This is a genomic window from Solitalea longa (assembly GCF_002920915.1).
GTDB lineage: Bacteria > Bacteroidota > Bacteroidia > Sphingobacteriales > Sphingobacteriaceae > Solitalea > Solitalea longa.
The window spans coordinates 177,330-197,248 of sequence record NZ_PQVF01000009.1 but is presented as its reverse complement, the minus strand read 5'-3'; the positions used below and the strand labels follow the sequence as shown (position 1 = coordinate 197,248).

At 39.6% G+C, this 19,919-nt stretch carries 22 protein-coding genes; 14 read left to right on the top strand and 8 right to left on the bottom strand.

The window, feature by feature from the left end; genetic code table 11:
- Window positions 1–121 precede the first annotated feature (121 nt).
- From C3K47_RS14080 to C3K47_RS14060, 5 genes are all read left to right on the top strand, one after another.
- Window positions 122–376 (top strand): FUSC family protein, encoded by a 255-nt coding sequence (locus C3K47_RS14080; protein WP_103789784.1) that lies wholly within the window; start codon window positions 122–124, stop codon window positions 374–376.
- 197 nt (window positions 377–573) lie between these two features.
- Window positions 574–1,101, top strand: a complete 528-nt coding sequence (locus C3K47_RS14075) for a VOC family protein (protein WP_243392557.1) — start codon at window positions 574–576, stop codon at window positions 1,099–1,101.
- 191 nt (window positions 1,102–1,292) lie between these two features.
- On the top strand, window positions 1,293–2,087 hold the full coding sequence (locus C3K47_RS14070) for an alpha/beta fold hydrolase (protein WP_103789783.1): 795 nt from the start codon (window positions 1,293–1,295) through the stop codon (window positions 2,085–2,087).
- A gap of 224 nt (window positions 2,088–2,311) precedes the next feature.
- The gene (locus C3K47_RS14065) at window positions 2,312–2,842 is read left to right on the top strand and encodes a dihydrofolate reductase family protein (protein ID WP_103789782.1); all 531 of its coding nucleotides are present in this window, start codon (window positions 2,312–2,314) and stop codon (window positions 2,840–2,842) included.
- Between the two features lie 49 nt (window positions 2,843–2,891).
- A complete protein-coding gene (locus tag C3K47_RS14060) occupies window positions 2,892–4,061 on the top strand; it encodes a serine hydrolase domain-containing protein (protein ID WP_103789781.1) in 1,170 nt (389 codons plus the stop codon).
- Window positions 4,062–4,073: 12 nt separating this feature from the next.
- Here the strand turns inward: C3K47_RS14060 and tilS are convergent, their stop codons facing one another.
- A complete protein-coding gene (tilS, locus tag C3K47_RS14055) occupies window positions 4,074–5,384 on the bottom strand; it encodes a tRNA lysidine(34) synthetase TilS (RefSeq protein ID WP_103789780.1) in 1,311 nt (436 codons plus the stop codon).
- A gap of 111 nt (window positions 5,385–5,495) precedes the next feature.
- On the opposite strand from tilS, the gene C3K47_RS14050 reads away from it, so the two are divergent.
- Window positions 5,496–7,418 (top strand): OstA-like protein, encoded by a 1,923-nt coding sequence (locus C3K47_RS14050; RefSeq protein WP_103789779.1) that lies wholly within the window; start codon window positions 5,496–5,498, stop codon window positions 7,416–7,418.
- A 173-nt stretch (window positions 7,419–7,591) separates the two neighbouring features.
- Here the strand turns inward: C3K47_RS14050 and C3K47_RS14045 are convergent, their stop codons facing one another.
- The 3 genes from C3K47_RS14045 to C3K47_RS14035 all read right to left on the bottom strand — a co-directional run bounded on the left by C3K47_RS14045 (window position 7,592) and on the right by C3K47_RS14035 (window position 10,575).
- Window positions 7,592–7,783 carry a cold-shock protein gene (locus tag C3K47_RS14045; protein WP_103789778.1) on the bottom strand — a complete coding sequence of 64 codons (192 nt, stop codon included), beginning with the start codon at window positions 7,781–7,783 and terminating at the stop codon, window positions 7,592–7,594.
- A gap of 232 nt (window positions 7,784–8,015) precedes the next feature.
- Window positions 8,016–8,981 carry an AAA family ATPase gene (locus C3K47_RS14040; RefSeq protein WP_103789777.1) on the bottom strand — a complete coding sequence of 322 codons (966 nt, stop codon included), beginning with the start codon at window positions 8,979–8,981 and terminating at the stop codon, window positions 8,016–8,018.
- Between the two features lie 214 nt (window positions 8,982–9,195).
- Window positions 9,196–10,575: a peptidylprolyl isomerase gene (locus tag C3K47_RS14035; RefSeq protein ID WP_103789776.1), complete on the bottom strand. Its 1,380-nt coding sequence runs from the start codon at window positions 10,573–10,575 to the stop codon at window positions 9,196–9,198.
- A 137-nt stretch (window positions 10,576–10,712) separates the two neighbouring features.
- Between C3K47_RS14035 and C3K47_RS14030 the strand changes: the two genes are divergently transcribed.
- On the top strand, window positions 10,713–11,300 hold the full coding sequence (locus C3K47_RS14030) for a hypothetical protein (RefSeq protein ID WP_103789775.1): 588 nt from the start codon (window positions 10,713–10,715) through the stop codon (window positions 11,298–11,300).
- Entirely contained in the window at window positions 11,290–11,868 is a 579-nt protein-coding gene (locus tag C3K47_RS14025; protein WP_103789774.1) for a non-canonical purine NTP diphosphatase, read from the top strand. Before C3K47_RS14030 ends, C3K47_RS14025 begins: the two co-directional genes overlap by 11 nt.
- 42 nt (window positions 11,869–11,910) lie before the next feature.
- On the opposite strand, the gene C3K47_RS14020 is transcribed toward C3K47_RS14025, so the two are convergent.
- From C3K47_RS14020 to C3K47_RS14005, 4 genes are all read right to left on the bottom strand, one after another.
- The gene (locus tag C3K47_RS14020; protein ID WP_103789773.1) at window positions 11,911–13,095 is read right to left on the bottom strand and encodes a chromate transporter; all 1,185 of its coding nucleotides are present in this window, start codon (window positions 13,093–13,095) and stop codon (window positions 11,911–11,913) included.
- On the bottom strand, window positions 13,077–13,529 hold the full coding sequence (locus C3K47_RS14015) for a chromate resistance protein ChrB domain-containing protein (protein ID WP_103789772.1): 453 nt from the start codon (window positions 13,527–13,529) through the stop codon (window positions 13,077–13,079). Before C3K47_RS14015 ends, C3K47_RS14020 begins: the two co-directional genes overlap by 19 nt.
- A gap of 78 nt (window positions 13,530–13,607) precedes the next feature.
- On the bottom strand, window positions 13,608–14,444 hold the full coding sequence (locus C3K47_RS14010) for a chromate resistance protein ChrB domain-containing protein (RefSeq protein ID WP_103789771.1): 837 nt from the start codon (window positions 14,442–14,444) through the stop codon (window positions 13,608–13,610).
- A 10-nt stretch (window positions 14,445–14,454) separates the two neighbouring features.
- A complete protein-coding gene (locus C3K47_RS14005) occupies window positions 14,455–15,009 on the bottom strand; it encodes an NUDIX hydrolase (RefSeq protein WP_103789770.1) in 555 nt (184 codons plus the stop codon).
- Between the two features lie 172 nt (window positions 15,010–15,181).
- On the opposite strand from C3K47_RS14005, the gene C3K47_RS14000 reads away from it, so the two are divergent.
- The 6 genes from C3K47_RS14000 (at window position 15,182) to accB (ending at window position 19,835) form a co-directional block, all read left to right on the top strand.
- The gene (locus tag C3K47_RS14000; protein WP_207765305.1) at window positions 15,182–16,177 is read left to right on the top strand and encodes an isoaspartyl peptidase/L-asparaginase family protein; all 996 of its coding nucleotides are present in this window, start codon (window positions 15,182–15,184) and stop codon (window positions 16,175–16,177) included.
- 195 nt (window positions 16,178–16,372) lie between these two features.
- Complete coding sequence (locus tag C3K47_RS13995; protein ID WP_103789769.1) at window positions 16,373–16,900, top strand: YceD family protein; 528 nt, start codon at window positions 16,373–16,375, stop codon at window positions 16,898–16,900.
- Between the two features lie 35 nt (window positions 16,901–16,935).
- The gene (rpmF, locus tag C3K47_RS13990; RefSeq protein ID WP_103789768.1) at window positions 16,936–17,127 is read left to right on the top strand and encodes a 50S ribosomal protein L32; all 192 of its coding nucleotides are present in this window, start codon (window positions 16,936–16,938) and stop codon (window positions 17,125–17,127) included.
- Between the two features lie 21 nt (window positions 17,128–17,148).
- Window positions 17,149–18,087: a phosphate acyltransferase PlsX gene (gene plsX, locus C3K47_RS13985; protein WP_103789767.1), complete on the top strand. Its 939-nt coding sequence runs from the start codon at window positions 17,149–17,151 to the stop codon at window positions 18,085–18,087.
- Window positions 18,088–18,237: 150 nt separating this feature from the next.
- On the top strand, window positions 18,238–19,221 hold the full coding sequence (locus C3K47_RS13980; protein ID WP_103789766.1) for a beta-ketoacyl-ACP synthase III: 984 nt from the start codon (window positions 18,238–18,240) through the stop codon (window positions 19,219–19,221).
- 125 nt (window positions 19,222–19,346) lie between these two features.
- On the top strand, window positions 19,347–19,835 hold the full coding sequence (gene accB, locus C3K47_RS13975; RefSeq protein WP_103789765.1) for an acetyl-CoA carboxylase biotin carboxyl carrier protein: 489 nt from the start codon (window positions 19,347–19,349) through the stop codon (window positions 19,833–19,835).
- Window positions 19,836–19,919: the final 84 nt, after the last annotated feature.

The window sequence follows — 19,919 nt, the reverse complement described above, 5'->3', positions numbered from 1 at the left end:
AATGATTGCGATATATGTTATCAATTTTTTAAAAACACCCGACCATTTGTGCTAAAAAGCGCCGTGAACGTGTAAATTGAACATTCAACCTAATTAATAAATTTCATAAGAAATCAGATACATGAAAAACTTGACAGAATTAAGTAACCAAGAACTTTTACAGAAAGTAAAAAAACTACAGGCTAATAAAATAATAGATGCTACAATTATTGGAATTACTATTGGAATAGTAGCTTATAGCGCAGTGAAAAATGGGTTTGGATTTTTTACGTTCTTTCCCTTAATAGTGACTTATATAATAGTTAGAAATTCGAACAATAATAAGATTTTAGAAAAAGAAATAGAAAAGGAACTAGGATCTCGAAACGCTAAATAAAAAAGGCTTATATGCGTGACTTCTGATTGGAAATGAAACCGAGGTCTCTGACCGTTAATATAGGATAGGATTTACATACAACAGGAGTGAAGGTATAAACTAGTTAGGCGGCATATTATGAACAACAAACTGACAATGAAAAAAGGTTATAAACTTTGTGCTCGGAAGTCCTGGTTCTGCTGCAAATCGAAACCGTTATGCTCAACTTAGCAGCAACAGAAAGAAACCCTAAAAAAGATATCACAATGGAAAAGAGCAAATTACTACAAATGCACAATGTCGGTATAGTGGTAGAGTCACTCGACAAGACCATTGACTTTTTCTCAGAAATAGGGCTCAAACTCGAAGGAAGAGCTATGGTTGAAGGTGAATGGGCAGGACGAGTAACGGGACTTGGCAATCAGTCGGTAGAGATCGCTATGATGGTTACGCCGGATGGACACAGTCGGCTCGAACTTTCACGATTTCTTTCACCGGCTACAGTAGCAGATCATAGGACAGCCCCGGTGAACTCACTTGGTTATCTGCGTCTTATGTTCACCGTTGACAACATTGATGAATTGGTGGCCAGGCTCTCCAAACATGGTGCTGAACTCGTTGGCGAAGTAGTTCAGTACGAAGATATGTATCGGCTTTGCTACATTCGTGGCACGGAAGGGCTGCTTATCGGGTTGGCCGAACAACTCGGCAATAAGACCGCGACCGACATTTTAGAAAACTCCTGATAGAAAGAACTTTCAAATTGCAAATGTAACCATAGCCTTTGTCCGTTAATATAATAGATTTGGAATTCAGATACACTTATAGGACATGTATAAACCGGGTAACGGCAACCGCTGGGTGATAGTAATGGAATCAATTAGTATTAATCTTATACAAGGTATGACAACAGGATCAATGAAAATTAACATTCCCCATGGCAAATACCTACGCTCCTAAACTGACAAACACTCGAGGGCATTCCGTTCAAATTAATAACATAGAGATGTACTACGAGGAATACGGAGTAGGGACGCCGCTGTTGCTTTTGCATGGCTTTGGTGGTTGCTCTCAAAACTGGCATCCTTTTACTGCTGAACTCTCAAAGCACTATCGGCTGATCGTTGTTGATCTGCGTGGACATGGGCATTCCACCAATCCCGAGAATAAGTTCACACATCGGGAAGCGGCCAATGACGTTTTCCTATTGCTTGAAAAGTTGGGAATTGATCATTTTTCAGCGATGGGAATGAGTACCGGCGGAATGACGCTACTTCATATGGCTACGAGCCAGCCCCAACGCATCGATTCAATGGTGTTGATCAGTGCAACTACGCATTTTCCTGATCAGGCAAGAGCCATTATGCGCAGATCTACGTTTAACACTATGCCCCAGGAAGTGCGGGAAATGTATCGTGAATGTGCAAAACGCGGTGACGAGCAAATCCGTCAGCTCATTACACAGTTCAACGCTTTTCACCAAAACTATGACGACATGAATTTCACTGCACAAAGTTTAACAACCATAACCGCTCGTACACTCGTTGTGCACGGTGATCGGGATAACTTTTTTCCAGTAGATATTGCTGAAAACATCTGCAGTAATATACTAAATGCCACCTTATGGATCATACCTAACGGTGACCACGTTCCAATTTATGATTCCAAGGTTCCATTCACCTCAACAGCCCTGCGGTTCCTTGAACAGAAAAACAGCATTAGCATTAATTGAAATAAGAAAACCAAGGTCTAGCCGTCATCATAAAAGTTTTTAATTAAGCTCGTTTAGGTTCTTTTTATCAAATTTAACAAGCATTCCCAGGCGCAATTGCTCACTACCTCTTTTGCTTGAAATACTGTAACTTGATAGTAAAATCGGGGGTGTTTATGGAAACAACAAATCCAGTTTATTTTGCCAGGCATTAAACTATAAGCCACCAATTTGAACCTCAATAAATGAAAACGACAATCTACATCGGAACAAGTCTTGATGGCTTTATTGCCAGGAATGATGGTGATATCGAATGGCTGGTCAACTACCAAAATCAGGAGGTGGACGATAGTTATCAAGAGTTCATTAGCAAAATTGACGCTATTGTAATTGGAAGAGGTACCTATGAAAAAGTCATTACGTTTCCTTCCTGGTTCTATGAACAAAAAGTCTACTTGTTAAGTTCCACTATTAAGCAAGTGCCAGATCACCTAAAGGAGAAAGTAACAATACTTTCAATGCCTCCAATAGAGCTGCTGAATTATCTTGCCAACGAAGGTTATTCGAACATCTATGTGGACGGAGGAAAAGTAATACAAGGCTTTCTAAGGGAAGATTGCATTGATGAGATGATCATTACTAGGGTGCCGGAGCTTATAGGAAGTGGCATTCCATTATTCGGTTATCTTCCAAATGATCTTCATTTTAAACATATACGAACCGAAGTATTTTCTAATGGACTTGTAAAAAGTCATTATGTAAGAGATCGGAAATGATGTTCAGAATTTTCGCAGACAAATAAACCTGAGGTTCAATCAAGTAATTATGACGGCTCAAAAAAGTTTAAGGAATATCAGCCTGCTACTTTTTGTAGCTGCAATTTGGTTGGCCAGTTGTAGCCACGCGCATGTAAGAAGCACGAGTTATTTTTACAGTCCTCCTAAAAGCCAAAATGATGGTATTGCTGTTGGTGAGATCCATAAAGTAAATATTGACAGTGCTAAAATTATTGAACTTACCACGCTGATCCTTAAAGACACTTTTCCTAACATACATAGTCTGCTGATTTGTAAAGACGATAAACTTGTTTACGAGAACTATTTTTCAGGAAAGGACGAAAATTGGGGCCATAGTTTGGGCTACGCCGAACATGGTACAAACACGTTACACGACATTAGAAGTATTTCTAAAAGTGTAGTTGCAGCCTGTATTGATATCGCTATTCAGCAAAAGAAAATAAAAAGTATTGATGATCCGATCTTCAATTACCTGCCAAACTATATTCAACTTAAAACAAATGAAAATCAGGGAATTACCATCAGACATTTGCTGACGATGAGTTCAGGTATAAAGTGGGATGAAGATGTCCCGCACGGAACTTCTGCAAATGATGAAACCAATATGGAAAGAAGCGGCGATCCTGTTAAATATGTTTTAAGCTCGCCAATGGCAACAAAGCCAGGTCAAATCTGGAAATATAACAGTGGCGGGGTTCAGGTGTTAGCCGAAATAATAAGATCTGTAAGCGGCGACAATGTTGACAAATTCGCTGAGAAATACCTTTTTGAGCCATTAGGAATAAGGAAATATGAGTGGACAAAGAGCCATCGGAAATTTCCTGCTGCAGCATCAGGGCTTCGTTTAAGTTCGAGAGATCTATTAAAATTCGGTTTGCTCTATTTAAATAATGGTAAATGGAACGGGAAGCAATTATTAACAGAAAACTGGGTAAATGAGACCTTTAGACCTCAAATTATACGAGACCCAAATGAACCCACTAAAGGTTATAGCTTTCTGTTCTGGACGCAGATCGATTCTGTAAATAATAAGGACTATTCGTTAATAGCAGCTAAAGGCAATGGTGGACAAAGAATATTTATTAACAAGGCGAATAATTTAGTTGTAGTACTAACAGCAGGAAATTATAATAAAAGTAACATTACCAATGATGGACAAATGGCCTTGGACAAATTTATCTTAGCCGCATTACGTTGACGAATACTTAACCTACCCTTTCATACTTAAAAGATACACCTTCTGCGTATGAGAAGTGATTTTAAAGCGATCGCTGATACGGTAACCCGCCACCCAAATAATATCTTTTCCCGAAAGCACTACTTTCACTTTTTCCTTTTCATTTAAAGGTATTTTTAAGTCGATCAGGAAGTCGCTGATTTTTTTCTTGCTTTTCATGCCCAGTGGCACAAAGGTGTCGCCAGGCTGCCAATTGCGTACATTCAGCGGAAAAGTAAGCTTATCATAATCAAAACAACCAATCTGGTTGCTAAATGGTATGCCAAACGATTTATTGGTTTCCACACGGGAGTTAAATAAACCCTCAATAGAAAGGTGCTCAGTTTCAGTGCTGATGCGGGTGAGCATCAATTCTGTACGATCCTTTAAGATTTTATGTGAAGGGGAGTAAAATTGTTTACCGGGTTGAGCATCTAAAGCACCAATAATTTCAGTAACCGTGCTCGATAAAAAGCCATATGGTTTTAACAGGCCAAAGAGTAGTCCCTGCAATTGCTTTTCAACCTTTAATTTTTCAATATCGATCAGTATTTCGTCCTTCTGAAATTTAAAGAGCTGCTCCCTTTTTTCATCCAGGTAAAGATTTACTAATTCTTCGCTTTCTTTTACATATTCAATGGTTTGTGAAAAGGCTTTTTCGAGGTCGGGATTTATTTCTTTTAAAATAGGAATAACCTCGTTGCGGAGCTTATTGCGCACATATTTTGAAGAACGATTGCTCACATCTTCCCTAAAGTTTACACTGCACATGTTGGCAATACTTTCAACTTCATCACGAGTTAAAAATAACAAGGGCCTGACGATGTCATCTCTTTTAGCAAAAATGCCATGCAGCCCTGCAAGGCCGGTTCCTCGAAGCATGTTAATCAAAACGGTTTCAACAGTATCACTCTTATGGTGGGCTATGGCAATATAGCTGTATCCAAACTCCTCTTTAATTTCGCGCAGCCAGTTATAGCGTAGTTCGCGGGCTGCCATTTGGATAGAGATTTTTTTGTCTTCAGCAAAGCCAGTGGTATTGAACTTTACCTGGTGATACACAACTCCTAATTCTTCAGCCAACGCAGAAACAAATTCAGCATCCATGTCAGCATCTCCTTCACGTAATTGAAAATTGCAGTGGGCAATTCCAAAGTTAAACTGAGCTGCCGCAAATAAACGGGCCATTACAACTGAATCAACTCCGCCGCTAACAGCGAGCAAAATCTTATCGTTTGCATTAAATAAACCCTGGGTGGTAATAAAGTTTTTAAAAGGAAGTAAAAAGTCTGACAGTGTGTGCATGGGTGCTAAACCTACGTCATTATTGGAAAATTAGCAATACTTAAAATAAATGTTCAACCATTTTTTTGGTTGGAAGAATACGCTATCCATAAATGTTAGCTACTCAAATACATGAAAAAAGTTATTTTTGCCTCAATGAAATTCCGATACCTGTTTTTCCTGCTCATATTTTGCATTTGCACACCGGGCGTAATGGCTCAAACCAAAACGACGCGTGTACAAATCGAGAACTCCGATAATGCCAATATCCTGGTAAATGAGGGTATTACTCATTTTGTTGGCAATTGCCGGTTCAGGCATGAAAATGCGCTGATGTTTTGCGATAGCGCTACTTATTTCGAAAAAGAAAATAAACTGGATGCTTTTGGTAATGTAAAGATCATTCAGGCTGATACGATCACCGTTACCTCCAAGCGCTTAAAATACGACGGTAATACACGAAAAGCCGAATTGTTTGAAAAGGTAACCCTAACGGATGGTAAGGCGGTTTTAACCACCGAATATTTGTTGTACGACATGATTACCCGTGTGGGAACCTATCCGAATTCGGGAAAAATTACCAACCAGCAAAATATTTTAACCAGCAATACCGGCTATTATTTTGTAGGAACCAAGGACGCTTTTTTCAGGTATAACGTAAAGATTAAAACACCGCAAACCGAAATTACCAGTGATACCATAAAATACAATACCAATACGCGTGTAGCTAATTTTTTCGGACCCACTCGTATAAAAGGGAAAGATGATTTTCTGTATACCGAAAATGGCTGGTACAATACTGCTAATGATCAGGCTAAGTTTAATGAAAGATCGTATTATCAATCGGGCTCAAAGACCTTGAGGGGAGATACACTTTATTATGATCGCAAAGCCGGCTTTGGGAAAGCAGTTAAAAATGTTCATTTCATTGATACAGCAGATAATACGGTTTTAACCGGGGGTTATGGCCAATACAATAAACCCACCGAAATAGCTTTTGTGACTCAAAAGGCACTTCTAACAATGGTGCAAGAAAAAGACACCATTTATTTAACAGCCGATACCCTAAAAACAACATTGTCGAAACCGGTAACTGCTATTAAGCCACAACCGGTAACTAAATCAGATTCGGTTAAGTTGAGTCCAAAAGTAAATCCGAACAAAAATATTGCTGTAAAATCAAACCTGCCACCAATTGGTCCTGGAATTACCGAACCAATGAATGTGGCAAAGAAAGAATCTGATTCTGCCAAGCTGGCTTTAGGCTCCACCACAATAGCAGATAGTTTATTAAGGAAACCTAAGGATAGCCTGGCGAATACCAAAATTGATACCACCAGACACCGTATTTTATTTGCCTACCACCATGTGCGCTTATATAAATCCGATTTACAGGCAGTGTCAGATTCGTTGGTTTATACGTATGCCGATTCAACGATGCGCTGTTATAAATCGCCTGCCGTTTGGACACAAGGTTCACAAATGACCGCTAACCAGGTAGACCTCGAAATAAAGAATAAAAAAGTTGACCGTATGAAACTCAACGGTGCCGCATTTTTGGTAGGTACCGAAGGCGATTCGACTTTATTCAATCAGATTAGTGGTAAAAATATGGTGGGCTTTTTTAGGGATAATAAGTTGGTACGGCTAAATGTAATTTCCAATGGCGAAAGCATTTATTATCCGAAGGAAGATTCGGTGCGATATACAGGAATGAACCGCGCCATTTGTAGTAACATGGTGTTAACATTTAAGGATAATAAACTGGCTACAGTTCGAATGGATAAGGATGTTGAAGGTTCCTTGTATCCCTTGGATAAAATTGCCAGTGGTGAGGACCGTTTAAAAGGATTTATCTGGAGAGTGGAAGAACGACCGGTTTCAAAAGAAGATATTTACCGCTTAGTGGCCATTAAAGAAGCAACCGATTCAGAAGCTTCAGAAGCAGGGAAGCCGAAAAGGAAAGTTATTCATCAACCCGAAGGTGCCAATAATCCTCCAAAAACTCCGGTTACAAGCCCTAAAAAGAAACCTGCTATTATGAAAAAGAACTAGTTGTTAAAGAGAAATTTGAAACAACCCCAAGCTGGTACTAGCAATTCCTTATTGTTATAACTATATCAGCTTCTGCTGGCTAGCTTTTTCGAACAAGGTTTATGCTTATTCATATTACTAAAAAAGCCTGTAATTCTCATTACAGGCTTTTCCGAAATAAATATTGTGTATGACTAGATAACTTTTACGTTAACTGCATTCATGCCTTTTTTACCTCTTTCAAGTTCGAATTGAACTCGGTCATTTTCTTTAATCTCATCAATAAGACCACTAACGTGAACGAAAGTTTCGTTGTTAGAATCATCATGTTTAATGAAACCAAAACCTTTGGTTGAATTAAAGAATTTTACTACTCCTGTTTGCATTTTATTTGATATTAATTTAAAATTCTATTTATTGGGGCCCAAATTACAAAAAAAATTGAGCCTTTTATAAGTAAAGATTTGGATAAGAGCGCGAAAATTAAAATTTAACTTAACAGCTTATTCAAATCAAGCGTTGCAAAGGTGACTTTAATTTTTCATAATACCAACAAAGTCAATCAATTATTTGCACTTATTTAACAAAAGAAATCTGACAGTTAGCATTGAATTGTGCCTAAAACAAGCTTTTAATGATGGTTTCAACGCTTATACCCTCTGCTTCGGCCTTGTAATTTCTTACAATACGGTGACGAAGTACTTCAGTGGCTATAGCTTGAATATCCTCTATGTCAGGAGAATACTTACCCATTATGGCTGCGTGACATTTTGCTCCAAGCACTAAAAACTGTGACGCTCTTGGTCCTGCACCCCAGGTTAAGTACTGGTTCACCTTGTCGGTTGCATGAACAGTTCCCGGACGAGTTTTGCTGGCCAATTTTACTGCATAACTCAATACATTGTCGGTAACTGGTATATTTCGTACCAAATGCTGAAAATAGTCGATTTGTTCGGCTGAAATTATTTTGGTGAGTTCTGGTTTTTGGTTCGAAGTAGTATTGCGAACTACTTGTAACTCTTCTTCAAAAGAAGGATAATCGAGTTTAATATTGAACATGAAGCGGTCGAGCTGTGCCTCAGGCAATGGATACGTTCCTTCCTGTTCAATAGGATTTTGGGTGGCTAAAACGAAAAACGGTTTCGGTAATTTATGATTAACGCCGCCGGTGGTTACCGAGCGCTCCTGCATGGCTTCCAGCAAGGCCGCCTGTGTTTTTGGTGGAGTTCGGTTGATCTCATCCGCCAAGATAATATTGGCGAATAAAGGCCCTTTAATAAATTTAAAGTTTCGATCCTCTCCCAAAATTTCTGAACCTGTAATATCTGAAGGCATCAGGTCGGGTGTAAACTGGATGCGGTTGTTGCTTAAATCAAGCACCTTTGAAACCGTTTGTACCAATAAGGTTTTAGCCAAACCGGGAACACCAACCAGCAAACAGTGGCCGTTACTGAAAATGGCTATTAAAACCGATTTTATTACGTCTTCCTGACCAATGATAACTTTTGAAACTTCCGATTGGATTTCTTTATAAGATGCGGTTAAGGCTTCTACTGCTTCTACTTCCGAACTGTACAACGACATATATTAGATTCTGATTTATGATGAGCTTCTGCTGCTATTTGTATCCAATGTTTAAATACCGATACCTGAACCGGTAAATTTATAATGCCTTGAATGTACAAATACCAACGTTTACAACAAAATTAAAGCCATGCCGTAATAAACTTTTTGCATGCCCGGTATAAACAAAAAAGACCGATTGAAAATCAATCGGTCTTTTGAAGTAATGATATCTTTAGTTAGAGGCTTTTGTCGCATCCTTTTTTACCCATGCCTGAATTTCTTCGCAGGTATTGTACTCAGGTGCAACCCTGATGTACTTTTCAGTACGTTTTTTCTGAACCCATTTTTCAAAGATCTTGTGTTGCTTCTCCTGCAAGGCAAAATCCTGAATTCTTGCATAATCCAACTCCAGATTGGCGCGATGTGGCTCGGTCTGCGATTTGAAATAAATTAAACGGAAACCCTGCTTGCCTTCACGTGGGTTCATATAGGGTAAAACTTTGCTAAAACCACCAGCTTTCATAGTGTCAAGCAATGAAGGTAATTCAGCATCCATCTGACCCAAAATATTCAACGGAATAGTTATTGAACGAGGGTTCTCCGGATTGCGGATCATACCGCCGTTTGAGCGGGTATCCACATCATCCGAATAAACTACTGCCGCTTCTGCAAAATTTAATTTCTTGCTTTTAATATTCAAAACGGCACTATCAAGGTCGCTTTGGGCTTTCAATAACTCTTTCTGTCCAAATTCAGGCTTGATCAATATATGTCGAACGTTTACCTGGTCGCCTTTACGGTCAATTGACTGAAGTATATGATAGCCGAATTTCGTTTCAACAATAGGAGATACTTCGCCTGGTTTTAATTTAAAGGCTACAGCCTCAAATGGGGTAACCATCATACCGCGACTAAAAAAGCCCAGCTCTCCGTTATGACTGGCCGATCCCGGGTCCTGCGAATAAAGAGTCGCAAGGGTTCCAAAATCTTCACCGGCCCTTACCCTTGCACGCAAAGCTTCCAGTTTGGCTTTTGCCAGGTCTTTCTGTTCTTTACTGAATGATGGGTATTTTACAAGTTCGCCAATTTCCACCTCGGTACTGTAAAGCGGTAAACTGTCTACAGGGATCTTGTCGTAAAAGGCTTTTACTTCTGCCGGAGAAATGGTGGTTCCTTCAGTGATTTTGCCCTGCATCTGACGAGCTAATAATTGCTCCCTGATCAAAGGACGAATATCTTCCTTAAATTGTAGTACGGATTTTCCCAGCAATTCTTTTTCAAGTTTCTCAACTGAGCCACCTGTTTGCTGTGTAAAGTATTGAATACGCTGGTCGATTGTTTGTTCCACTTGCGCTTCCTCTACCACCAAACTGTCGAGTTGAGCCTGGTTAAGTAAAAGTTTTTGCAGCAACAAATCATTTAAGATCACGCATTTCATTTTTTCATTTGGCGGATTTTGCTGACGCAGATACTCTAAATACTGAGATTCTACATCCGATTGCAAGATGATTTTATCGCCAACAACGCCTACTACCTTATCAATGGATTTTTGTTGAGCAAAAGCTCCACACGTGCTAAGTAATATTAAAGCTAGGGTTAAAAGTTTCTTCATTTGTAATTTTTCGGCTTTTTGCTTGCCGTACTCTTTTTAAACTAGTTATGATAACTGCCAAAAATACATTTTTATTTTACTTGTGAATAAATTGTTTTGTCTCCTTTTTAGCTTGAGATTAAATGTATTTTTGTTCCATGGAAAATTTGAAGGTGAATACCGATGCGATTATGCTTAGTACGTTGCTTTCTGAAACACTGTATAAGGTGGATGAATGGAATCAAAATGACCGTGCTCAAACCATCCAAAATACGCCGGTGGCCGAAGAAACGGTTACTCAAGTTGCTGAACAACAGGCGACTGTTGCCGCACCGGAAACTAATGCAGGCTTTGAGTATTTGGGTGAAAATAACCGTTATGTGTTGGTGCTGGTAAATTATCCGAACTCAAAATACATTACTGATAAAGACAAAGAATTTTTCTTAAAAGTTATAGCCGCTTTGAAAATGAGCTTGGACGATGTGGCCGTTTTAAATTATGCTCACTGTAAAAATGCTGATTTAACCGCGCTTAAAAACTTCTTCAGTTGCAGCAAGGTCATCGGCTTTGACTTACCTTCTGATGCATTGGTTTTCAAAGGCTTAAATATGCATGATTATGCCACAACTAACTTTAGTGGAATGTCGATCATGCGTTCACCTGATACATTATCAGCAATTGAGGCCGATAAGAATAAGAAAATGGTTTTGTGGAATGCTTTAAAATTGTTGTTCAATGTCAAATAAATTAGTTTTTGCCACTAATAATCTCCATAAATTAGAAGAAGTAAGCGCTATGCTAAATGGTGCTTTTGAATTGTTAACCTTGAATCAGATCGGTTGCAATGAAGATATTCCTGAAACAGGCGATACCTTTATTGAAAATGCCGGACAAAAATCATGGTACGTTTATAGTAACTTCGGATTGAACTGCTTTGGTGACGACAGCGGTTTGGAAGTTGACGCATTAAATGGTGAACCCGGAGTTTATTCGGCCCGGTACAGCGGTACCCGCGACCATGATAAAAACATCGATCTTTTATTGCAGAAACTGGAGGGTGAGGAAAACCGTAAAGCTCGTTTTAAAGCTGTTATTTCTTTAGTTATTGATGGTGTTGAACAGTTGTTTGAAGGAACGGTAGAAGGTTCGATACGTGCCGAACGTTCGGGAACCGACGGCTTTGGCTACGATCCCATTTTTCAGCCCGATGGTTACAGTATAACCTTTGCCGAGATGAGCATGGATGAGAAAAACGCCATTAGCCACCGGGGACGAGCAGTTGAAAAACTGGTCGCATTTTTAAAGAATAGCTGATACTCTTTCCATACTCATTCAATTTCCTGATTTTAAATCATGCTACGCTAAAAATTTAAGTGTGATGCCTATCAATGCTGCGGCTCCAATGAGTAAGGGCTCTGGTAGCTTTTTGGTATATACCAGTAGTGCAGCAGTTGTTAAGGCAATTAAAAAAGTAGGTACATCTACAATCGTTCTAAGAGCAATAACAACTACAGCCCCTGCTAATGCTCCTACAACAGCAGCGGTAATTCCATCAACAAAAGCTTTTATACTCTTATTACCTGCTATTTTCTTAAAATAAGGAGCCGGAATTATAGTGAATAAATAGCAGGGTAAGAAGGTGGCTAATGCGGCCACGCAGGCACCCGGAAATCCCGCAACCAAATATCCGATAAATCCTACTGTAATAACTACTGGGCCTGGTGTAATCATGGCCACAGCAACTGCATCAATGAATTGCTGTTCGTTTAACCAGCCATACTGATCAACCACTCCGCTATGTAAAAAGGGAACAATTGCCAGTCCGCTGCCAAAAACAAAAGCACCTGCTTTGGTAAAAAACAGTGCGATTTTGGTTAAGGTATCAGAATCGGCAGCTGTAAACCCCAGGTTGAGTAGCAGTAATGAAGAGATCACTTTCGGTTTGCGCAACCAAAGGGGAGGGGCCTTTACCAGCATGAAAATCAATCCGGCTGCAACAAATAACAACACCTCTTCTCTTTCTGTTAATACGGTGATAATGGCAATCAGAAAGTAAAAAAGCCATAATAACCAGTTTTTCTTTATTGACGAAAACTCAGGTTTGCCTACTGATTTTGTTGTTAATTTATAGGTGCTTATTACAATTATGCCTATTACTGCGGCGCCAACTCCATAAAACACGGCTTGCATCCAGGCAAGGCCTCCATACATTTTATAAGCAATGCCAATGAGTAATACCATAATGAATGAGGGGATTACGAAAGCTAATCCAACCAAAGTGGCGCCCCAAACACCGTAATGGACAAAGCCTAAATAAATACCCAGTTGTGCCGCCAGGGGGCCGGGAGCTAATTGTGCCAAAGCCAGGCCTTCTTTGTATTCTTCTTCACTGATCCATTGACGATGTTCCACTAAATCACGATGCATATATCCTACCAATGCTATAGGGCCGCCAAATCCTATCGAGCCAAGTTTTAAGAAATACTTTACCAGTGCAAATAATGAATAGTTAGGTGTTGCTTTTACAAGTGTGGGTTCCATGTGTGTTTCTCGTTTTGAACGTGTTTTGCCCAAGCATAGAGGGCGTCATAAATTTTCATGCCTGCAATTAATTGCTCCTGGTCATCGTGGTACAGGTAAGAGAGACCTGCTGAAATGGCCCATAACCCGGCACATTGGGGAGCCAGATCCATACAGTTAGTGTCGGCTCCCCTGATAATTGTTGCCAGTTGAAGTAATGTGGGGTCTTGCAATTTGTGTTTATTCAATATATAATCGAAGGTGCATAGATCACCTACATGTGAATATTCGGCTCCCGGAATATCATATGGAATGGCCTGCAACTCTTTGGCTTTTTCAAAAACCTGTTCTTTGGGTACATAAATAAATGTTGCTTCTTTATCTACAAAGTTTTTAATTAACCAGGGACAAGCTATTCTGTCAATCTTCGGCCGTTCTCTTGTTATCCATTTCATCACATGAGGCAATAGACTACAAGTTTAGTAGGGTTTTTCTGCTTAAAATAGAATGAATTTGACGGTTTTGTATTGAATTTACTTTTTAGAAAGATTTTTTCTGAATTCGGAGGGGTTTTGGCCGGTATGTTTCTTGAATATTCGCGTAAAGTGGCTTTGATCCGAAAAGCCGGTTAAATAAGCTACTTCCGTTAGTGAATAAACCGGAGATTGTAAGAGTTGGATCGCTTTTTCGATACGTAACTTTCGGATATAATCCCCAAAAGAAAGATCGTCAAAGTATTTTGAAAATTCGCGGGAAAGGTAGGATGGGTTTACATTCAGGTCTTTTGAAATATCTTTTAAGCTTAAGCTGAGTTGAGTGTCAATTTGATCCTGAATGATATTCTTTAATTCTTTGGCCCATTTTGGAGTTCGCTTCTGTGAGGTTTTCAGGTAATCACCCAATGTCTGCATCAACAGTTTTTCAAAGGGATTTTGAGTGTGAGATTCATTTTGCAGGTGACAGGCCCAGCTGTATAAGGCATCATAAATAATCATTCCCTGCTCAAGCAGCTCGTGGTCATTGGTAATGTTATGAGCCAGTCCTGCTGAGATGGCCCAAAGGCCGGCTGATTGCTGCGCAAGGTTATGCCGGTCCGTATCTGCGCCGCGAACAATTATTGTCAGGGTCTCAATTGCCGGATCATCTATCTTATACTTCTTAACAAAATAGTCGAAAGTGCAGTAATCCTCATAATGCGTAAACTCTACCTCCGGAATATCAAAAGGAATGGCTCCAAGTAGTTCTGCTTGCTTCTTTACCTCATCGAAAGGAACATAAATAAACTTCGCTTCTTTATCAATAAATCGTCGGATAAGCCATGGGCAGGCAATGCGATCAATTTTAGGGCGTTCACGGGTGATCCATTTCATCGGCAAGATTTTAAAGTTGCCCTAATTTAATAAGCGCATAAAATATGGCTGAGGAATGCATGGCTTGCGGGATCTTATTTTCGAGAACCAGCCTTTTCAACTCCTCCAGGCTGATCAGCTCCACCAAAATTTCTTCGGAATGATCTAAAACCTGGCCCTGCACTTTTTTACCACCCTTGGCTAAAAAACTGTATACCTTGTTTGACGAAGTGGATGGGTTTGGATAAAGTGTTACTGTAGCTTCAATTGAAGTAAATTCATAACCGGTTTCTTCCAGTAACTCGCGTCTAACTGTTTCTTCAGGTGATGAATCAGTGTCATCAATTACCCCTCCAACAATCTCGAGCATGGTTTGCTCTGCACCGTGACGGTATTGACGAATCATTATCACCTCATTGTTTTCCGTTAGCGCAACCGCATTTACCCAATCGGCATATTCAAGCACATAATAAGGTTCAATGATTTTTCCATTCGGCATTCGGCACGAATCGGCCCTAAGCGTTGCCCATTGATCTTTTACTAAATATTCAGATGATAGCTTTTGCCAGTGAAGGTCCGTTGACATAAAATTGTGTTATTCGTAATTCAAACATACAATGATTTTGCCGAAAAATCTTCTACCTTGGGGTTTCCCAACACAATCATTAATTATGCGTAGCTTTTTACTCTCAGTTTGTCTTTTTGCGTTAATCGTTATAATCATATTTTCTTGCGCCACAAAGTCATCGAAAACCGAAATGAAGACATCAGATAACACAATAGACACAGGAAACATTGCTTTGGTTATTCATGGTGGAGCTGGAACTATTTTAAAAAAGAACATGACACCCGAAAAAGAGGCAGCCTATCGCGCTGCTTTAACACAGGCCCTGAAAGCAGGTTATAATGTGCTGCAAAAAGGAGGGAAAAGCGTTGATGCCGTTGAAGCCGCGGTAAATATTTTGGAAGATAATCCTCTTTTCAATGCCGGTAAAGGTGCGGTTTTTACGCACGATGGGAAGAATGAAATGGACGCATCCATTATGGATGGTAAAACATTGATGGCCGGAGCTGTAGCATCTGTTCATACTATTAGAAATCCTATTTCGGCAGCAAAAGCAGTAATGCTTAAATCGCCACATGTAATGATGATCGGTTCAGGAGCTGAGCAATTTGCCAAAGAGCAAGGCTTAACCATTGTTGACCCTTCTTATTTTTATACTAAAGAACGCTGGGATCAATTGCAAAAAGCTATTGAAGAAGATAAAATCCAAATGGATCATTCAGATTCATCAAAGAAAATTACTCAACTTTTAAAACAACCAGGCAATCGTGATTATAAATACGGTACGGTGGGTGCCTGTGCATTGGATATTAATGGAAATATAGCGGCGGCAACATCAACAGGAGGGATGACTAATAAACGTTTTGGTCGTGTGGGAGATTCCCCAATTATTGGTGCCGGAACTTATGCAAATAATAACAGTTGCGCCGTGTCATGTACTGGTTGGGGCGAATTTTTTATCCGTAACGTGGTTGCTCATGATGTAGCTGCCTTAGTAGAATATAAAGGTTTAAGTTTGAAAGATGCAGCTGACGAGGTGATCATGAAGAAAGTACCGGCAACCGGAGGGGATGGTGGTTTAATTGCTATCAATCGTAAAGGTGATATTGCTATGTCGTTTTGCACCGAAGGAATGTATCGCGGATATGTTAAGAAGGACGGGAAGATTGTAATCGAGATTTATAAATAAAATTGTCAAACTGTTCTAGTGTAAAACTGCATAGAAATTATTTCTATCGTTAAAGGATTGGCTTTAGTAATCCTTAAGCCCCAATTAAACAGTTTATCGCCACAACAATTTGATATTCAAATTTCATTTCTAAATTCTTCTTTCATAATTAAATATTAATACCTACTTTTGCGGGCTAATTTATAGGTACGTACATTGAAACCGAATAAAGCGTATATTATCCCTTTTGTCGGCTTAAAGCTTGGCAACAATGAATTTGAGTATTCGATTGATAAGAAATTCTTCGACGAATTCGAATATTCACTGGTAAAGAATGGGGATGTTAAAGTACACTTAACGTTCAATAAGCAAGAAACTATGTTCATTCTTGATTTTTTTATCAAGGGTACAATTGAAGTTGCTTGTGATCGTTGTTTAGCTCCATATCCACATGATATTGAGGTAAACGAACGACAGATCGTTAAACTTTCAGATTCGGACATAAACGAAGAGGGAGAGATCATTGTAATAAGCCGTGCTGCTTATGAGTATGATGTTGCTCCTCTGATTTATGAATACATCAATTTACAGGTTCCAATCATTACTGCTTGCGATGGGCAACAAAGCTTTTGCGATCAGGAAATGATCAGTAAATTGAATGAACTCCGTACTGAGGAAACAGAAAGTGATGAAAAGCCAATCGACCCACGTTGGGATGCTTTGAAAAACTTTGGAGAGAATTAAGAAATATTTTTTTTGGATTATAAAACTTTAATAAAATGCCAAATCCTAAGCGTAAATTTTCGAAGTCGAGAAGAGATAAGCGTAGAACTCACTACAAAGCATCGGCTACTCCGTTGTTCGTATGTAAAACTACCGGTGCTGTACACTTGCCTCACCGCGCTTATACAGTTGACGGTAACTTATACTACCGTGGTAAACTGATTGTTGAGAATACTGCACAAGCTTAATAACTCTTATACGATCTTACCATGCGTATTGGTTTAGATGTGATGGGTGGCGATTATGCTCCTAAGGCTGCGGTTTTAGGCGCTATCGAAACCTATACAACATTGCCAGCCGACCAGAAATTGGTGCTAATCGGCGACAGCAACCAGGTGAAAACAATTTGCACTGAGGTTGGTTTTGATGTGAACAATTTTGAATTGGTGCACACCGACGAGGTAATTGGTATGGGCGAACACCCTACCAAAGCCATTGTAAAAAAACCAAATTCAAGTATTGCTGTTGGCTTCGGATTACTGAAAGAAGGAAAGATCGATGCTTTTTCGAGTGCTGGAAATACCGGAGCTATGCTTGTCGGTTCTATGTTCTCCGTGAAAGCGATTCCGGGAGTCATTCGTCCGTGTATGCCAACAATTGTTCCTAAGCTTCATGGAGGTGTGGGAATTATACTTGATGTAGGTGCTAATGCCGACTGTAAACCGGATGTTTTACTTCAGTTTGGAATTTTGGGCAAATTATTGGCCGAAAATATCTATGAAGTGAATAATCCGAAGGTAGGCTTGATGAATATTGGTGAAGAAGAGGAAAAAGGAAACCTGCTGAGTCTGGCTACTTATCCTTTAATGAAAGATACCGAAATGTTCAACTTCATCGGTAATATCGAAGGACGCGATTTGTTCAACGATAAAGCAGATGTAATTGTATGTGATGGTTTCACCGGTAACATCATTTTAAAGCTGGCCGAATCATTTTATGTTTTAACCCGTAAGAAAGGGTTGAAAGATGAGTTCTTCGATCGCTTTAACTACGAACAGTATGGTGGCAGCCCAATTTTAGGCGTTAATGCCCCGGTTGTAATTGGTCATGGAATTTCAAGTCCGGAGGCCATTAAGAATATGCTATTGCTTTCGCGCGACCTGATAACTTCAGGGTTGATCGATAAGATTAAACAAGCATTTCAATAAGAAATTACTTAGCTGAAACCCAGCAGTCTGATACTCGCAATTAATCAGGTTGTTGGGTTTCTTGTTTAGTGAAAAACATAGTTTTTCATAATAATTTCCTATTATTGCCGCGCTCTTTAAAATAATTGCGATTATTATTTTTCGAAACGTATGTCAAAAATTAGTGCTGCAATAACTGCGGTTTTTGGTTATGCTCCTGAAGATAAGCTGACGAACCAGGACCTGGAAAAAATGGTTGATACTAATGACGAGTGGATCTTATCTCGTACAGGTATCAAAGAAAGAAGAATTCAAAAAGAGGGCGCTACTTCAGACATGGGGGTTAAAATTATGGAAGGATTACTCGCTAAACGCGGTATCAGTCCTAATGAAATTGACCTTGTGATCTGTACCACCGCTACTCCCGATTATGTTTTCCCTGCTACAGCAAATGTTATATGTGATAAAATCGGCGCCAAAAATGCTTGGGGTTACGATCTTAGCGCTGCCTGTTCAGGTTTTATTTATGGTTTAACTACCGGAGCTCAGTTTATCCAAACCGGTATGTACAAAAAGGTAGTGGTAATCGGTATCGACAAAATGTCCTCAATTATCGATTATCAGGATCGCGCAACCTGTATCATCTTTGGTGATGGAGGAGGAGCTGTTCTTTTGGAACCAAATCAGGAAGGATTAGGTTTTCAGGATGCTATTTTAAGAAGTGACGGTGCCGGTCGCCAGTTTTTAGTAATGAAAGCCGGAGGTTCTGCTAAACCAGCTTCACGCGAAACGGTTGAGAACCGTGAGCACTTTGTGTATCAGGAAGGGAAAACCGTATTTAAATTTGCCGTAACCAACATGGCTGAAACAGCTGCCGAGGTTATGGAACGAAATAACCTTACCGCTGATGATGTAGCATGGTTAGTACCTCACCAGGCAAACAAACGCATTATTGATGCAACTGCTGATCGTTGCGGAATGCCTGCCGAAAAAGTAATGGTGAATATTGAGCATTACGGTAATACTACCAATGGTACTATTCCTTTATGCTTATGGGAATGGGAAGATAAGCTTAAAAAGGGGGACAAGCTTATATTAGCCGCCTTTGGTGGAGGCTTTACCTGGGGTGCAGTTTATCTGACCTGGGCTTATTAAACTTTATGAAACTAACTGAGGTTGCTTATTAAGAAAAGTTGATATAGGTTGTTGACAACTAAATCATTAACTTAAAACGTAATAGGTAACTTTGAATAATACAACTTAAACAAACAAACAAACTAATGGAAATCAAGGAAATTCAGGAACTGATTAAGTTCGTCTCTAAGTCAGGCGTTAATGAAGTTTCGATTGAACGAAAAGATTTTAAAATTACTATAAAAACAGCCTCACAGGCGCAAACAGTAATTCAGGCAACTGTTCCTGTTGCTGCACCTGTAGCCGCAATTTCAGCTGCTCCAGCTCCTGTTGCAACAGCTCCTGCTGCTGCACCGGCTGCTCCTGCAGTAGCTCCAGCTGCCGACGAATCAAACTTGATTACCATCAAATCTCCAATGATCGGTACGTTTTATCGTCAAGCCAGCCCAGAAAAACCTTCATTTGTGAATGTTGGAGATGAAATTCGTCCGGGACAAGTTCTTTGCATTATCGAAGCAATGAAATTATTTAACGAGATCGAGTCTGAAATTTCAGGCCGTGTTGTTAAAGTTTTGGTTGACAATGCAAGTCCGGTTGAATACGATCAACCATTGTTTTTGGTTGAGCCAATGTAGTCCTAATTTGAAAATATGAAGATCAGTTGATGTGAAAACGAGTTTTCTTTTCAATTAGATCAACCATATTTTCAAATTTTCAAA

Coding starts and splice junctions, on each gene's coding strand:
- C3K47_RS14065 (WP_103789782.1), top strand. CDS start 2,312: ATGAAAACGACAATCTACATCGGAACAAGTCTTGATGGCTTTATTGCC.
- C3K47_RS14015 (WP_103789772.1), bottom strand. CDS start 13,529: ATGAAATGGATAACAAGAGAACGGCCGAAGATTGACAGAATAGCTTGT.
- C3K47_RS14050 (WP_103789779.1), top strand. CDS start 5,496: ATGAAAAAAGTTATTTTTGCCTCAATGAAATTCCGATACCTGTTTTTC.
- plsX (WP_103789767.1), top strand. CDS start 17,149: ATGCGTATTGGTTTAGATGTGATGGGTGGCGATTATGCTCCTAAGGCT.
- C3K47_RS14040 (WP_103789777.1), bottom strand. CDS start 8,981: ATGTCGTTGTACAGTTCGGAAGTAGAAGCAGTAGAAGCCTTAACCGCA.
- C3K47_RS13980 (WP_103789766.1), top strand. CDS start 18,238: ATGTCAAAAATTAGTGCTGCAATAACTGCGGTTTTTGGTTATGCTCCT.
- C3K47_RS14075 (WP_243392557.1), top strand. CDS start 574: ATGCTCAACTTAGCAGCAACAGAAAGAAACCCTAAAAAAGATATCACA.
- C3K47_RS14005 (WP_103789770.1), bottom strand. CDS start 15,009: ATGTCAACGGACCTTCACTGGCAAAAGCTATCATCTGAATATTTAGTA.
- C3K47_RS14000 (WP_207765305.1), top strand. CDS start 15,182: ATGAAGACATCAGATAACACAATAGACACAGGAAACATTGCTTTGGTT.
- C3K47_RS14010 (WP_103789771.1), bottom strand. CDS start 14,444: ATGAAATGGATCACCCGTGAACGCCCTAAAATTGATCGCATTGCCTGC.
- accB (WP_103789765.1), top strand. CDS start 19,347: ATGGAAATCAAGGAAATTCAGGAACTGATTAAGTTCGTCTCTAAGTCA.
- C3K47_RS14020 (WP_103789773.1), bottom strand. CDS start 13,095: ATGGAACCCACACTTGTAAAAGCAACACCTAACTATTCATTATTTGCA.
- C3K47_RS14025 (WP_103789774.1), top strand. CDS start 11,290: ATGTCAAATAAATTAGTTTTTGCCACTAATAATCTCCATAAATTAGAA.
- C3K47_RS14035 (WP_103789776.1), bottom strand. CDS start 10,575: ATGAAGAAACTTTTAACCCTAGCTTTAATATTACTTAGCACGTGTGGA.
- tilS (WP_103789780.1), bottom strand. CDS start 5,384: ATGCACACACTGTCAGACTTTTTACTTCCTTTTAAAAACTTTATTACC.
- C3K47_RS14045 (WP_103789778.1), bottom strand. CDS start 7,783: ATGCAAACAGGAGTAGTAAAATTCTTTAATTCAACCAAAGGTTTTGGT.
- rpmF (WP_103789768.1), top strand. CDS start 16,936: ATGCCAAATCCTAAGCGTAAATTTTCGAAGTCGAGAAGAGATAAGCGT.
- C3K47_RS14060 (WP_103789781.1), top strand. CDS start 2,892: ATGACGGCTCAAAAAAGTTTAAGGAATATCAGCCTGCTACTTTTTGTA.
- C3K47_RS14030 (WP_103789775.1), top strand. CDS start 10,713: ATGGAAAATTTGAAGGTGAATACCGATGCGATTATGCTTAGTACGTTG.
- C3K47_RS14080 (WP_103789784.1), top strand. CDS start 122: ATGAAAAACTTGACAGAATTAAGTAACCAAGAACTTTTACAGAAAGTA.
- C3K47_RS14070 (WP_103789783.1), top strand. CDS start 1,293: ATGGCAAATACCTACGCTCCTAAACTGACAAACACTCGAGGGCATTCC.